General features: G+C 70.2%; 12 protein-coding genes. All 12 read right to left on the bottom strand.

All coding sequences use genetic code 11. The features are described from left to right. Positions 1 to 3: 3 nt before the first annotated feature. Positions 4 to 1,335, bottom strand: a complete 1,332-nt coding sequence (locus LCHO_RS07740; RefSeq protein ID WP_012346582.1) for a c-type cytochrome biogenesis protein CcmI/CycH — start codon at positions 1,333 to 1,335, stop codon at positions 4 to 6. A gap of 44 nt (positions 1,336 to 1,379) precedes the next feature. Next, on the bottom strand, positions 1,380 to 1,919 hold the full coding sequence (locus tag LCHO_RS07735) for a cytochrome c-type biogenesis protein (RefSeq protein WP_012346581.1): 540 nt from the start codon (positions 1,917 to 1,919) through the stop codon (positions 1,380 to 1,382). After that, complete coding sequence (locus tag LCHO_RS07730) at positions 1,912 to 2,442, bottom strand: DsbE family thiol:disulfide interchange protein (RefSeq protein WP_012346580.1); 531 nt, start codon at positions 2,440 to 2,442, stop codon at positions 1,912 to 1,914. The genes LCHO_RS07735 and LCHO_RS07730 overlap by 8 nt, the downstream gene beginning before the upstream one ends. Beyond that, positions 2,439 to 4,421, bottom strand: coding sequence for a heme lyase CcmF/NrfE family subunit (locus LCHO_RS07725; RefSeq protein WP_012346579.1), 1,983 nt, complete (start codon positions 4,419 to 4,421; stop codon positions 2,439 to 2,441). Before LCHO_RS07725 ends, LCHO_RS07730 begins: the two co-directional genes overlap by 4 nt. Beyond that, positions 4,418 to 4,879 (bottom strand): cytochrome c maturation protein CcmE, encoded by a 462-nt coding sequence (gene ccmE, locus LCHO_RS07720; RefSeq protein WP_012346578.1) that lies wholly within the window; start codon positions 4,877 to 4,879, stop codon positions 4,418 to 4,420. The genes LCHO_RS07725 and ccmE overlap by 4 nt, the downstream gene beginning before the upstream one ends. Before the next feature lie 84 nt (positions 4,880 to 4,963). Continuing rightward, positions 4,964 to 5,119, bottom strand: coding sequence for a heme exporter protein CcmD (ccmD, locus tag LCHO_RS22705; protein ID WP_012346577.1), 156 nt, complete (start codon positions 5,117 to 5,119; stop codon positions 4,964 to 4,966). Next, positions 5,116 to 5,859 (bottom strand): heme ABC transporter permease CcmC, encoded by a 744-nt coding sequence (ccmC, locus tag LCHO_RS07715; protein ID WP_012346576.1) that lies wholly within the window; start codon positions 5,857 to 5,859, stop codon positions 5,116 to 5,118. The genes ccmD and ccmC overlap by 4 nt, the downstream gene beginning before the upstream one ends. Before the next feature lie 211 nt (positions 5,860 to 6,070). Beyond that, the gene (gene ccmB / locus LCHO_RS07710; protein WP_012346575.1) at positions 6,071 to 6,784 is read right to left on the bottom strand and encodes a heme exporter protein CcmB; all 714 of its coding nucleotides are present in this window, start codon (positions 6,782 to 6,784) and stop codon (positions 6,071 to 6,073) included. Continuing rightward, positions 6,781 to 7,482, bottom strand: coding sequence for a cytochrome c biogenesis heme-transporting ATPase CcmA (gene ccmA, locus LCHO_RS07705; RefSeq protein WP_223210518.1), 702 nt, complete (start codon positions 7,480 to 7,482; stop codon positions 6,781 to 6,783). The genes ccmB and ccmA overlap by 4 nt, the downstream gene beginning before the upstream one ends. Beyond that, on the bottom strand, positions 7,463 to 9,967 hold the full coding sequence (locus LCHO_RS07700; RefSeq protein WP_012346573.1) for a tetratricopeptide repeat protein: 2,505 nt from the start codon (positions 9,965 to 9,967) through the stop codon (positions 7,463 to 7,465). Before LCHO_RS07700 ends, ccmA begins: the two co-directional genes overlap by 20 nt. A 100-nt stretch (positions 9,968 to 10,067) precedes the next feature. Then, a complete protein-coding gene (locus LCHO_RS07695) occupies positions 10,068 to 12,035 on the bottom strand; it encodes a cytochrome c3 family protein (protein WP_012346572.1) in 1,968 nt (655 codons plus the stop codon). Further along, entirely contained in the window at positions 12,032 to 14,065 is a 2,034-nt protein-coding gene (locus tag LCHO_RS07690; RefSeq protein WP_223210517.1) for a cytochrome c3 family protein, read from the bottom strand. Before LCHO_RS07690 ends, LCHO_RS07695 begins: the two co-directional genes overlap by 4 nt. Position 14,066 lies beyond the last annotated feature (1 nt).

Here is a 14,066-nt window from a genome sequence, read left to right as displayed (position 1 = left end):
CGATCAGGGCCCGACGGCCTGGTTGATCTCGATCTTCAGGCCGTTGCTGCCCAGCGCCACCGGGGCGCTGATGCCCTGCAGATCACCCGGCTGCGGCATCGCGTTGCCGCTCTTGCTGATGCGCGCGCCCACCACCACCTGCGGGAAGTTGGACAGCTTCATCTGCGGCCCCATCGCCGTGCTGTCGTCGAGCTTGAAGGTGACGGGCAGGTCCTTGACCTGCTTGCGCAGGATCGCCAGCGGCATGCGCGGGCCTTCGGCGGCGCGGGCGAAGATGAAGACGGTGTCGTCCGGCCCGGCCTTGCCGGCCAGGTCCTTCGACAGCGTGACGGTGCCGCTGACCTGCGCGGTGGCCGCATCGGCGGTGGCCCGGGCCGCGGCAGGTGCGGGCTGTGCAGCCGGCGCGACGGCGGCGGCGGTGGTCGCGGCGGTGGCCGAGCGCGCCGGCAGGCCGCCGAGCTTGCGGGCCTCGTCGACGCTGCCACGCACCTGGTCGAGCATCGGCGAATCGGGCGGCAGGTTGACCAGGATGCGCTCCCAGTAGCGCACCGCGCCGGCGTAGTCCTTGCGGTTGAAGGCGGCGGTGCCGGCCAGCGACAGCGCCTTGGGCTGGTTGGGGTCGATCTTGAGCGCTCGCTCGATCAGCTTGAGCGGCTCGCCTTCGAGCTGGCGGTCGTTGCTGACGGCCAGGATGTCGGCGTAGTCGGACATCAGGCCGGCGTCCTGGCCGTTGAGCTCGATCGCCCGCTTGTAGGCCGGCGCGGCATCTTCGGCGCGGCCGAGCATGTTGTAGGCGCGTGCCAGCATCGCCCAGCCTTCGGCGTTGTCGGGCTCGGTCTGCAGGCGCTCGCGCAGGCGGTCGGCCAGTGCGGCGATCTGCTCGGGCGTGATCTCGTGGGATGCCGCACTGCCGGCCGGACCGGCGCCCTCGCCCTGCGCTGCCGCGCCGCCGCCCGCCGCCGCCATCGAGGCGCCGTCGGCGGTCAACTGGGCGGGCGTCCCGTACACGGCATAACCAGCCACCGCGACCAGCAGCGTGAACACGCTGCTGAGTGCCCACAGGCGCGCCGACGGACGCGGCCGTGGCGTGGCCGCCTGGACGGCCGCAGCCAGCGGTGCAATCGCAGTCGGCGCCGCCTGACCCACCGCCGGCACGGCGACGGCAGGGGCCGCCGCGGCGGACGCGTCGTCGCCGCCGGCCATCACCTGGTCGACCATCTGGCGCTCGAGCTTGTGCTTGCCCTGCTCGAAGGTGTCGGCGTCGATCACGCCGGTGGCGTGCAATTCCTGCAGCTGCTGCAACTGACGGCGCAGGCTGGCAATGTCTGGGGTCATGAAACGATCTCGGGTACGGCGCGCGGCGCTGCCGCGCGCGAGAGTCAGGATTGGGCGGTCGAGCGCGGCTGGGCCGGCAGGCCGGCGGCGCCGGTCGAGGCCGCGGGAGCGGCGCCGGGCGCATCGTCGGCGGCCGCGCCGGAGGCGGTCTCGTCGACGTCGAAAGCCTCTGCCGGCAGGCGGGCGCGGCGGCGCAGCACCAGCACCAGCGTGGCCGCGCCCCCCAGCAGCAGCAGGGCCGGGCCGGCCCACAGCAAGGCGGTGGTGCCCTTGACCGGCGGGCGGTAGAGCACGAAGTCGCCGTAGCGCGCGGTCATGAAGGCGATGATCTCGGCATCGGTGGCGCCGCGATCGAGCATCTCGCGCACCTGCTGGCGCAGGTCGTTGGCCAGCTCGGAGTTCGAATCGGCCACGGTCTGGTTCTGGCAGACCAGGCAGCGCAGCTCGGCGGTGATGCGCACCATGCGCGCCTCGAGCTCCGGGTTGGCCGCCGCCGGCAGCGCATCGGCCGCCAGCGCGGAACCGGCCATCGGGCCGCCCAGCGCCGCAGCCAGGGCGGCGATCGTCAGGAACCGCTTATGCATTCAGTTGCCTCAGCAGGGGTTCGATGCGCTCGCGGATCACCTCGGGTGTCAGCGGGCCGATGTGCTTCATGCGCACCACGCCCTCGCGGTCGATGATGAAGGTCTCGGGCACGCCGTAGACGCCGAAATCGATGCCGACCCGGCCGGCCCGGTCGTACAGCGACGCGGTGTAGGGGTTGCCGAACTGCGCCAGCCACTGCTGGCCGTCGGCGCGTTCGTCCTTGTAGTTCAGGCCGTAGATCGGCAGGCGCTTCTGCTTGGCGTACTCGACCAGCAGCGGGTGCTCCTGGCGGCAGGCCACGCACCACGAGGCCCAGACGTTGAGCATCCAGACCTGGCCGAGCAGGTCGGCGCGCTGGATGGTCTGGGCGCCATCGTCGAGACGCGGCAGCGCGAACTCGGGCGCCGGCTTGCCGATCAGCGGCGACGGCACTTCACGCGGGTCGCGGTTCAGGCCGACCAGCAGGAACCCCGCCAGCACCAGGAACAGCGCCAGCGGCACCAGGAACTTCAGACTCTTCATGCCTGGGCTCCTTGCAGGTCGGCACGTGCAGCGGCTTCACGGGTGGCGCGGCGATAGCGCCGGTCGGTCATGGCGAGCACGCCGCCAAGGGCCATCAGGAAGCAGCCGCCCCAGATCCAGTTGACGAAGGGCTTGACGTAGACGCGCACGATCCAGGCGTCGCTGCCGGCCACCGGCTCGCCGAGCGAGACGTACAGGTCACCGGTGAAACCGCTGCGGATGGCCGCCTCGGTCATCGGGTTGCGCTGCACGCGGTAGACGCGCTTCTCGGGGTGCATCTCGGCCACGGTCTGGCCGTTCCTGGTGACCTTGATCTGGCCTTGTGCCGCCGCATAGTTGGGGCCCTGCACTTCACGCACGCCCAGGAAGGTGAAGGTGTAGCCGGCCACCGTGGTGGTGTCGCCCAGGTTCATCTGCACGTCGCGTTCGACCTCGTAACCCTTGACCAGCGCGACGCCGAAGATGAACGCCGCCACGCCCAGGTGGGCCACCATCATGCCGACGGTGGCACGCTGCAGCTGAGCCGCGCGCTGGCGGGTCGTGGCCACGCCGGGCAGCGGGCGGATCTTCTCCCACAGGTCGGTGGCCACCGAGGTCACCACCCACCAGCCCATCAGCAGGCCGGCGGTCGTGACCAGCGTGATCTCGCCGGCCAGCCAGCCGCTGCCGAGCGCGGCCACCACCGTGACGCCGGCGGCCCAGCTCAGGCGGCGCGCCAGGTCGGGCACCTCGGCCTGCTTCCAGCGCGCCATCGGGCCCACGCCCATCAAGAACACCAGCGGCGCCATCAGCGGCATGAAGACGGTGTCGAAGTACGGCGGGCCGACCGAGATCTTGCCCATGTTCAGGGCGTCGAGCGCCAACGGGTAGAGCGTGCCCAGCAGCACCGCGCCGGTGGCCACGACCAGCAGCACGTTGTTGCCCAGCAGCAGCGTCTCGCGCGACATCAGGCCGAAACGCGCGCCCAGTCCGACGCTCGGGGCACGCCAGGCGTAGAGCGTCAGCGAAGCGCCGATCACCACCACCAGGAAACCGAGGATGAACAGGCCGCGGGCCGGGTCGGTGGCAAACGCGTGCACCGACGACAGCACGCCCGAGCGGACCAGGAAGGTACCGACCAGCGACAGCGAAAACGCCATGATCGCCAGCAGCACGGTCCAGTTCTTGAAGCTGCCGCGCTTTTCGGTCACCGCCAGCGAGTGGATCAGCGCGGTGCCGACCAGCCACGGCATGAAGGAGGCGTTTTCGACCGGATCCCAGAACCACCAGCCGCCCCAGCCCAGTTCGTAATACGCCCACCAGGAACCGAGCGCGATGCCGATCGTCAGGAACGCCCAGGCGGCGGTGGTCCAGGGCCGGCTCCAGCGCGCCCACTGGGCGTCGAGGTTGCCGCCGATCAGCGCCGCGATCGCGAACGCGAACGCCACCGAGAAGCCGACGTAGCCCATGTAGAGCATCGGCGGGTGGATCACCATGCCCGGATCCTGCAGCAGCGGGTTCAGGTCACGGCCTTCGAGCGCGGCCGGCAGCAGGCGGTCGAACGGATTCGACGTCATCAGCGTGAAGGCCAGGAAGCCCACGCTGACCATGCCCATCACCGCCAGGATGCGCGCCAGCACCGGCAGCGGCAGTTCCTTGCTGAACTGCGCCACCGCCAGCATCCACAGGCACAGCATCAGCAGCCACAGCAGCAGCGAGCCTTCATGGCCGCCCCAGATGCCGGCGATGCGATAGGCCAGCGGCAGCGCCGTGTTGGAGTGCGAGGCGACGTAGAGCACCGAGAAGTCGTGCGAGACGAAGGCGCTGCCGAGCGTGACCATCGAGATCGAGACCAGCACGAACAGCAGCCAGGTCAGCGGCCGCGCCAGCGCCATCCAGTCGGAGCGGCCGCGCTGCGCGCCCACCAGGGGCACGGTGCTCAGCACCAGTGACACCCCGACGGCGAGCCAGAGCATGAAGTGGCCGATTTCAGGAATCATCGCGGGTCTCCGGTGGCAGCCTGGCTGCTCTGCATCTGGCCGCCTTCCTTGGCGCGCTTGAGCGCCTCGGCGGCTTCGGGCGGCATGTAGTTTTCATCGTGCTTGGCCAGCACTTCCTTGGCGATGAAGGTGCCGCCCTCGACCTTGCCCTGTGCGACCACGCCTTTGCCCTCCTTGAAGAGGTCGGGCAGGATGCCCTCGAAGCGCACCGGCACCTTCTGCACCGTGTCGGTGACGACAAAGCTCACCATCACGCCCTCGCGCTTGACGCTGCCGTCCTCGACCATGCCGCCCAGGCGGAAGGTGCGGCCGTCGGGCACCTCCTTGGCGACCACCTGGCTGGGCGAATAGAAGAACACCAGATTGCTCTGGAAGGCGTTGAGCACCAGGGTGGCGATCGCGCCCACAGCGACCAGCACGCCGCCGGCGATGGCCAGGCGCTTGTGACGGGGTTTCATGACAGGGCCCGCCCGGCCGCCCGATGGGCCCTGAGCGCCCCCTCGGGGGGCAGCGAACGCAGTGAGCGTGGGGGTTGTTGCATGTCAGTTTTCCTCGTCGATCGCCGCCTTGGCGGCATGGCGGGCCCGGCGCTGGCGCTGCAGCACCAGCATGGCCTCGACGGCCATCACCAGCGCGCACATCGCGTACGAACCCCAGATGTAAAGACCATGGCCGCCCATGGAAAGGTAATCGCTCATGTCGGCCTCCCGGCCAGTTCGCCCACCCAGGCGGTCTCGCGCTCGCGCTCGAGGATGATGGCCCGGGTGCGCATGAAGACCATCGCGAACGCGTAGGCCCAGCAGGCCAGGCTCATCAGCAGCATCGCGTTGAGCATGGTCTCGGCCATCTTGGGTGCGGCGGTCAGGCTGACCGACGCGCCCTGGTGCAGGGTGTTCCACCACTTCACCGAGAAATAGATGATCGGCACGTTGACCGCGCCCACCACCGCCAGCAGTGCACCGGCCCGGTCGGCACGGCGGGTGTCGTCGATCGCCGCCACCAGCGCCATGTAGCCGAGGTAGAGCAGCAGCAGGATGAACTCGGACGTCAGCCGCGCGTCCCAGACCCACCAGGTGCCCCAGGTCGGCTTGCCCCACAGGGCGCCGGTCCACAGCGCCATGAAGGTGAACAGCGCGCCGGTCGGGGCGATGGCACGCGCGAGCATCGAGCCCATGCGCGCGTTGAAGGCCCAGCCGATCGCAGCCCAGAACGCCATCGCCAGGTACAGCACCATCGACACCCAGGCGGTCGGCACGTGGATGAAGATGACGCGATAGACCTCGCCCTGGGTGGCGTCGGTCGGGGCGATCACGAAACCGATGTACAGGCCGGCGGCCGCCAGCAGCGCCGCGGCGGTCCACAGCCAGGGCAGCAGGGCGCCGGTGAGCGCATAGAAGCGCGATGGCGCTGAGAAATGGAAAAGGTGCAGTTTCTTCATCGGGGTGGCGCGCTCGCGGGTGGCGCGCTCGCAGGGCTCAGGCAGACCGTGACAAGGGCGACAGTCTCATCGATTCCGGCAGGCTGGATTCTTGACGTAGATCATGAACGAATGGTTAGCAGGTCGGCTGGCGCACTTGCGGCGCGGCGGTAGTGTGCCGTGCACGCCATACACGACGCAGGCCGCGGCCCTTCGGCTGTCGACGACCGGCTCATTCGGTCGAGATCCGCAAGGCCGCCCCGCTGGCCAGCGGGGCGAGGCCGGCGGTGGCGATCAACAGGGCGCCGAGCAGGGCGTAGTGTGGCTGAGGCGACATACCCACTTCGACCGCCGCCACGGCGCCAGTTCCAAAAATAAGTACCGGCACCGCCAGCGGCAGCACCAGCAGGAACACCAGCATGCCGCCGCTGCGCAGGCCCAGCGTGAGCGCCGCACCGACATTGCCGAGCAGGCTCAGCACCGGCGTGCCCAGCAGCAGCCCGATCACCAGCGAGCCGATGCCCTCGGCCGACAGGTCGAACATGACGCCGAACAGCGGCGCCGTCAGCACCAGCGGCAGCCCCGTCAGCAGCCAGTGCGACAGCGACCGCGCCAGCGCGACCAGCGCCAGCGGCTGGCCGCTCAGCAGCATCTGCTCGAGCGAGCCGTCGGCGTGGTCGGCGGCGTAGAGCTGGTTGATCGACAGCATCGCCGCCAGCAGCGCGCAGACCCACACCACGCCCGGCGCGATCTGGCGCAGGGTTTCGGTCTCGGGCCCGACGCCGAGCGGGAACAGCCCGGCGGCGACGATGAAGAACACCAGCGGCAGCGCCGCCTCGCTGCGCCGGCGCGCGGCCAGGCGCAGGTCGCGCATCACCAGTGCCAGCAGCGGCGCGAAGCCGGTGTCAGGCGTGGCTTCGGCTTCGGACGTGATGAGCGCACTCATGAGCGCTCCTCGACGCCATTGCGGCCCAGCCAGACCGTCTGCGCCGGCGGCGCGGTGGCGGCCAGCGGCTGGTGGCTGGTGAGGATGGCGCTGCCGCCACGCGCCAGGTGTTCGCCCAGCAGGCCGTCGAGCGCGCCGATGCCGGCGCTGTCGAGCGCGTCGTAGGGCTCGTCGAGGATCCACGGCAGCGGCGCGTCCTCGAGCGCCAGCCGCGCCAGCGCGACCCGGCGGCGCTGGCCCTGCGAGAGCGTGCGCACCGGCGCGTCGATCCGGCTGGCCATGCCCATGCGCGTCAGCGCCGCGGGCACCGCCGCCCCGCCCTGCCCGGTCGAACGACCGTGCAGGCGCGCCATGAAGGTCAGCGTCTCGGCCGCGCTCAGATCCTCTTTCAGGCCGTTGGCATGGCCGATGTAGACCGGTCGCAGCCCGAGCGCCGCGGCCTTGCGCACCGGCCGGTCGGCCAGCAGCACGTCACCGGACTCGGGCGCCGCCAGGCCGGCCAGCAGGCGCAGCAGGCTGGTCTTGCCGCGGCCGTTGTCGGCGCGCAGCCAGATCAGCCGGCCGGGCTGGAGCTGCAGGTTCAGGCCGCTGAAGAGGCGGCGCTCGCCGCGCCGGCAGGCGAGATCGACGGCGCGCAGGCAGGCCCCGCCAGCGTGCAGGGACGCATCGGATGGCGACTCAGAAGTCGTAACGTCCACCAAGGTAGTAGAAGACACGGTTGCTATTTTCGTTGCGGGTGGGGCTGGTGATGTGCGTGACTTCATAGTCCAGCGACGACTCCAGCACCCAGGACTGTGCCACGCGCCATGACACCCGCAGCCCCGGCTTCCATCGGACCAGATCCAGACCGTCGGTGCCGCTCTGCCGGTAGTACTGCAGCGACGGCTCCAGCTGCCAGGCCTCGTTGAGCGCCGACAGGTTGTTGTACGACAGCAGCAGGCCCTTGAAGGTGGGCGCGGTCTGGTAGCTGGCGTTGAAGACGTGGGTGTCGCGCGCCGAGTAGAGGTTGTTGCCGATCAGCTGGCCGCCCAGGCTCCAGATGTTGCCGGTGGCGGGCTGGCCGTCGGGCAGGATCTCGGGCACCGGCGCGATCGCACCGATGCTCGACAGCCGCACGTCGCCGCCGATCTGCCAGCGCGGGTTGAGCGGCGTGGTCACGCCCAGCAGCGCCTGGTTCGAGAACGCGGTGGTGGTGCGCACGTAGTCGCGCAGCGTCTCCAGGTTGCGCAGCGCCAGCGCGTCGCTCAGGCGCACCGGGATCGGCCCGCCGTTGGGATCCTGGAAGAACAGCGCGTTGCCCAGCATCAGCAGCGGCTGGGCGCGCCGGTCGAGCATAAAGTTGACGCTGGTGCCGGCCGCGCCCTCGGCGTCGATCTGCTGCCAGGTCCCTTGCACCGAGGCGACGTTGACGGCGCGCAGCACGGTGTCGTAGTCGAGGCTGCCGGAGACGAAGGTACCGCCGTTGAAATAGCGCACGTCGGTGCCGAGCGCACGCCGGTCGGTCACGCCGTCGATCTTCTGCTCGATCGCGTAGAGGCTGCCGCCGACGTGCTCGGTGATGGCGTCGGCATCGACCGAGGTGCCGAAGAAATAGCGCCGGGTCTGCTGCAGCTTGTCGGCCGGGCGGCCGCCGACCACGTTGACCTTCCACTTCGGCGCGAACGCGTAGCCGGCCTGCAGGCCGTCGAAGCGCCCGAGGATGCCGCCGCCCAGCGGCGACTGCCGGCCCAGCCGCACGCTGGTGCCGGTCTTGAACGAGCGGTGGTCGACGTACAGCGCCGAGAGCTTGTTGCGGTCGGGCTTGCCGGCCAGCATGTTGGCCTGGTAGCTGTCGCGGAAGACGAAACGCAGGTCCTGCTCGGCATCGCGGTGGCGGTAGTTCAGGTCGACGTTGGCGATCGCCAGCTTCTGGTCGACGCCCGAGATCGTCGGGTTCTGCACCAGCTCGGGCAGGCCGCCGATGCTGGAATCGCGGAACTCCTCCGAGCGGATCTGCGACTGGCCGCCGTAGTAGTACAGCCCGGCCGAGCCGTTGAGGGTGGTGGTGGCCGGCACCGGCGGGCGCTCGGCGCGCACCGCCTCGGTCGCGCCGGGCGCGGGCAGCGCCGCCAGCCGGGCGGCGACCCGCTTGGCGTCGGCGCCGGTCGGGTAGAGCTTCAGGAACAGCTCGAACTCGCGCCGCGCGCGGGTGGTTTCGCCGGCCTTCAGGCGCACCACGCCGATCAGCTCCTGGGCCTCGCGCGAGGCGCGGTTGGGCGGCAGGTCGAGCACGCGGTTGAGGGCCTCGAGCGCAGTCGGCAGGTCGCCGCGGGCGTCGGCCGCCTGCGCCAGCGCCAGGTCGGCCGGGCCGGCCCGTTCGGGGTCGATCGGCGTGGCGGCGGGGGCTGTGGGGGCGGCCGAAGGTGTGTCGGCGGTGGCGGGAGCCGCTGCTGCAGCGGCGGCCGTCGGTGCGCCCGGCAGCGCCATCACGCTGGCCTTGGGGAAGCGCTTGCGCAGCAGGCCGAGCGCGCGGGCGGCTTCGGCCTGGCTGGCGAACGGGCCGAGCGTGAGCTCGTAGAGCGTCACGCCGTCGACCACCCGCTGCGCCGTGCCGAGCTGGTAGTCCTGCAGCGCCGCGGGCACCGGTGCGGGCAGTTGCAGGCTCGGGTCGGTGCTGCTGTGCAAGACCACCACCAGCCGCTGGCCGGGCTGCGCCTGCGGCAAGGCGGCCACCGGCACGGCCGGCTGGACCTTGGCGCCCAGGCCGTCGAGCACCACCTCGATGCTGCGGTTGTCGCGCCCGGCGCGCACCCGCAGGCGGCTGGGCGGCGAGGTGCGGATCACCAGCTTGCGCTCGGTGGTGCTGCCGCCGACCGGCTCGTCGCTGATCGTCAGCGTCGGCAGGCCGCCGCCGCCGGCGATGCGGCGTTCGGCCGGCAGCTGCGGCGCGCCCTGGGCGCCGGGGCCTTCGAGCACCTCGTAATAGGCCTGCGCCAGCTCGCCGGTGCGCGAACTGACGCTGCGCACGTAGCGCACCGGCACGGTCAAGCGCACCTGCGCGACCGCGTCGGCGCCCTCGCGGCGCAGTTCGACATCGTCGAGCACCTGTGCGCGGACCGCGGTGGTGGCGGCGAACAGGCAGATCGCGGCGGCCAGCGGCACGAGGGCCGGCAGGGCGCAAGGGGTTGAAAAGGCACGCGACACGGTGATGGATCCTCGGGCAGGCGCCGGCAGCGCCGATGCGCCGCGGGCCGGGTTGTTGTCAGGACAGCGGCGCCGCGAAACAGCGCGCGGCGCCGGGGGCTCAATCCCACTTCGAGTAGGCGGCGCCCTTGTTGCCCAGCGGGCGGTGGCAGCCCGACTGCGAGCAGTCGGTCGGCAGCGGCGAGCTGCGTTCGTGGGTGAGCGACTTCTTTTCCATGTTGCCCAGGAAGGCGGTGCCGCTCTGATGGCAGGCCTTGCACCAGCCCGCGCCGTTGCCCAGGCTGTTGTTGTGGTTCATGCGCACGCTGGTCCAGACCGCCGTGCCGGTGTGGCAGGCGTTGCAGTCGAGCGTCGAGCCGTTGAGCAGCTGGATGCCCTCGGGGATGTGGTTGCCCGGCTTGGTCAGCGCCCCCACCGTGCCCTGCGACACGTAGGCGCCGCTGTGGCAGGTCTTGCAGGTGGTGGTGGTGACGACGCTGTGGTTCATCGTCACGGCCGCCGCAAAGCTCGTCTGCGAGCGGTGGCACGAGTCGCACTTGGCCACGCCCGACGACACCGGAACGTGCGTCGCCGGTTTGCCCTTGGCGCCGACGTTGTTGTGGCAGCTGTCGCAGGTGCCGGTGCCGACCGCGTTGGCGGCCGAGTGCGCAAAGGTCGCGCTCGCCCAGCTGGTGGTGCCGCGGTGGCAGCTGTCGCACGACGCGGTCGTCGCCACGTGGCCGGCCGACTTGCCGCTCGCCAGGCTGCCGTTGTGGCAGCTCGCGCACTGCCCCGTCACGATCACCTGGCTGTGGTTCCAGCTGCTGGGCACCCAGCCGCTGGTGGTGTGGCAGGCGATGCAGTTGGCGGTGCCGGTCGGGATGTGGGTGGCGGTCTTGCCGGTGGCGGTGCTGCCGTTGTGGCAGCTGGCGCAGTTGGTCGCCACGTTGAAGGTGCTGTGGTCGACCCGGGTGCCGGCGGTCCAGCTGGTGGTCGACTTGTGGCAGGTGTCGCACGACGCGGTGGTGACGATGTGACCGGCCGACTTGCCGCTCGCCATGCTGCCGTTGTGGCAGCTCGCGCACTGGCCCGTCACCAGCACCTGGCTGTGATTCCAGCTGCTGGGCACCCAGCCGGTGGTGGTGTGGCAGGCCACGCAACTGGCGGTGCCGGTCGGGATGTGGATGGGCGTCTTGCCGGTGGCGGTGCTGCCGTTGTGGCAGCTCGCGCAGTTGGTGGCGGCCGTGAAGGTGCTGTGGTCGACGCGGGTGCCGGCGGTCCAGCTGGCGGTCGACTTGTGGCAATTTTCGCAGGTGGTGGCGGTGGCGTGGATCGGCGTGGCGGGCTTGCCGACCGCCGGCGCAAAGCGGCCGGTGTGGCAGGTGGCGCATTGCGCGATCACGCTGAAGCTGCTGTGCACGCGCGCCGGCAGCCAGCTCTTGAAGCCGCTCTTGTGGCAGCTGTCGCAGCTGGCGTTGCCGATGCCCGAGACCGCCGTGTTGGGCACGTGCACCGCCGAGCGCCCGGTGGCACGCGCGCCGTTGTGGCAGCTGGTGCAGGTGCCGGCCGTCACGCCGGCGTGGTCGAAACCGGCCGCCGGCAACCAGGCGCTGCTGCGGTGGCAGCTGTCGCACGAGGCGGCGGTGACGATGTGGTTGACGCTCTTGCCCGGCGCGGTGCGGCCGTTGTGGCAGGTCATGCAGGTGCCACGCGCCACGCCGGCATGGCTGAAGCGCGCGCCGCTGAAGCTCTGCGTGCTGTGGCAGGTTTCGCAGGGCGCCGTCGTCGGCAGGTGGTTGCTCGACTTGACGGTGTTGCCGCGCGACTGGCGCCCGCCGCTGCTGTGGCAGGTGGTGCAGTCACGGGGCGTGCCCTTGAAGACGCCGTTGATGTGGCACGACTCGCAGCGCTCGCTGGCGTGCACGCCGCTGAGGATGAAGCCGGTGCGGGTGTGGTCGAAACCCTTGGCGCCGGTCTGCGCCTGGGCCGGCTGGCCGATCAGCAGCCACAGCGGCAGCAGGATCAGCATCAGCAACTTCATCAGCCCCGGACGCGAGGGCGCGCCGGGCCGCGGTGGCACGCGATTCATGTCGGATTCCTTTCACGGCCGTTCATGGCCGCGCTGGGTGGGGGATTGAGAAAACGTCGTGCGGCGTGGCTGGCCTGGCCAAGGGTTTCGGCCACTTCAGCCACACCGGCCAGGCCGCGCGCCGCGCCCGGATCGAGCCGGTCGTCGACGCTGCCGCGCATGCCACGGTTGATCACGCGCTTCCAGCGATCGACCACATGGCACTGTTCGCAGCGGCTGCCGAAGCTGCCGTCGTGCACGTCGTCCTTGCGGTGACAGCCGATGCAGGCCTGGCCGACCGGCGCGGTGGCCTTGCCACGTGGCGCTTCCCGCGTGTGGCACGAGGTGCACGCCAGCTTGCGGTGCGGGCCTTCGAGGCGGTAGTCGGTCTGCTTGTCGTGATTGAAATTCCACAGCGCCCAGTCGCGGGTGTTGTGGCAGCTCTCGCACGACACGCCCAGCGTCAGCTTGTGCTTGTCGGCCTTCTTGTGGCAGCTGTAGCAGTCGCTCGGCGCGTCCTTGAAGCGCGCGCTGGTGTGGCAGTCCTTGCAGGCGGTCACGACGTGGCGGCCGGTCAGCGCGAAGCGGCTCTTGGCGTGGTCGAAGCCGACCAGCGTCTTCCAGTTCTTGTCGATGTGGCAGCTCTCGCAGCGCTGGCCCTGCTGGCCTTCGTGCTTGTCGTCCTTCTTGTGGCAGCTGTAGCAGTCGGTCGGCGTGTTGCGGTAGCTCTTGAGGTTGACATGGCAGGCCTTGCATTCGACCTTCGGGCCGGCATGGCCGTTGCGCAACTGGAACTTGGTCTTGTCGTGATCGAAGCGGCCCTTGGTGGTCTTCCAGTCGCTCGCGCCGTGGCAGCTTTCGCAGGCGCGGCCGAGCGTGCCCTCGTGCTTGTCGTCCTTCTTGTGGCAGCCGATGCAGTCCTTGGGCGCCTCGTTGTAGACCAGCGACTTGTGGCAGGCCTTGCACTCGGTGTCGACGTGCTTGCCCAGCAGCGGGAATTTCGTCTTGTCGTGGTCGAACTTGCCGAGTTCCTTCCAGCCGCGTTCGTTGTGGCACGAGCTGCAGTTCTGGCCCAGGCTGCCCTTGTGCTTGTCGTCCTTCTTGTGGCAGCTCAGGCAGTCGCTGGCGAGCTTCTGCTTGTAGAGCGGGCCGGTGTGGCAGGTCTTGCATTCGAGCGGTTTGTGCAGGCCCTTGAGCGCGTACTTGGTGTCGGCGTCGTGGTTGAAGGTGCTGGGTTTCCAGCCCTTCGCGTTGTGGCAGCTCTCGCACTTGGTGCCGTACTGGCCCTGGTGGCCGCGGCGGCCCTTGATCAGCTGTTCGTCGTCCTTCTTGTGGCAGCCGATGCAGGTGCGCGGCGCATCTTGATAGCGCTGATCCTTGTGGCAATCGCTGCACGAGGCGTCGGCATGCTTGAAGTCGAGCGCGAAGCGGGTCTTGGCGTGGTCGAAGGTGGTCTTCTTCCAGTCGGATTCACCGTGGCAGCTCTCGCACTTGGGGCCCAGCGCGGCCTTGTGCACGTCGTCCTTCTTGTGGCAGCTGTTGCACTCGAGTGCCGCCTCGCGCCACTTCTTGCCGGCCACGTGGCAGCTCTTGCATTCGGTCGTGACGTGCTTGCCGCGCAGGGCGAAGTCCGACAGCTTGTCGTGATCAAAGGCCTTCTGATCGAGCTCGACGATCTTGGCGTTGCGGCCCTTGTGGTCGGTGTGACACGTGCGGCAGGCCTGCGGCTGCTCGGCCAGCTTGCGGCCATGGAAACCGGCGCGCTGGCGCAGGTCGGCACCGACGTCCTTGTGGCACTCGGTGCACAGGCCGTCCTGCGCGGCACGGTCGAACTTGACGTGGCAGCTCTTGCAGTCGGCCTCGGCCTTGGCATGGCCGGTGATCAGCTTGCCGGGGGCGAGCACCGACTCGATGCCCTGCGCCGACGCGGGGGTCGGCAGGCCCCAGGCCAGCGCGGCCAGCAGCAGCACGGCGCACAGGCGCAGCAACGCCTGCCATGCGCGCGATGAAGTCGTGCCCGGCTGCGGCAGCGTGACGGGAGCGCACGCCACG

This window comes from Leptothrix cholodnii SP-6 (assembly GCF_000019785.1).
Lineage (GTDB): Bacteria > Pseudomonadota > Gammaproteobacteria > Burkholderiales > Burkholderiaceae_C > Sphaerotilus > Sphaerotilus cholodnii.
Note: the sequence above shows the minus strand (reverse complement) of the source record. Positions and strands in the feature narration are given on the sequence as shown.

Excerpts from the sequence above, each read along its gene's own strand:
- LCHO_RS07740 (WP_012346582.1), bottom strand. The coding sequence starts at position 1,335 with ATGACCCCAGACATTGCCAGCCTGCGCCGTCAGTTGCAGCAGCTGCAG.
- LCHO_RS07735 (WP_012346581.1), bottom strand. The coding sequence starts at position 1,919 with ATGCATAAGCGGTTCCTGACGATCGCCGCCCTGGCTGCGGCGCTGGGC.
- LCHO_RS07730 (WP_012346580.1), bottom strand. The coding sequence starts at position 2,442 with ATGAAGAGTCTGAAGTTCCTGGTGCCGCTGGCGCTGTTCCTGGTGCTG.
- LCHO_RS07725 (WP_012346579.1), bottom strand. The coding sequence starts at position 4,421 with ATGATTCCTGAAATCGGCCACTTCATGCTCTGGCTCGCCGTCGGGGTG.
- ccmE (WP_012346578.1), bottom strand. The coding sequence starts at position 4,879 with ATGAAACCCCGTCACAAGCGCCTGGCCATCGCCGGCGGCGTGCTGGTC.
- ccmD (WP_012346577.1), bottom strand. The coding sequence starts at position 5,119 with ATGAGCGATTACCTTTCCATGGGCGGCCATGGTCTTTACATCTGGGGT.
- ccmC (WP_012346576.1), bottom strand. The coding sequence starts at position 5,859 with ATGAAGAAACTGCACCTTTTCCATTTCTCAGCGCCATCGCGCTTCTAT.
- ccmB (WP_012346575.1), bottom strand. The coding sequence starts at position 6,784 with ATGAGTGCGCTCATCACGTCCGAAGCCGAAGCCACGCCTGACACCGGC.
- LCHO_RS07695 (WP_012346572.1), bottom strand. The coding sequence starts at position 12,035 with ATGAATCGCGTGCCACCGCGGCCCGGCGCGCCCTCGCGTCCGGGGCTG.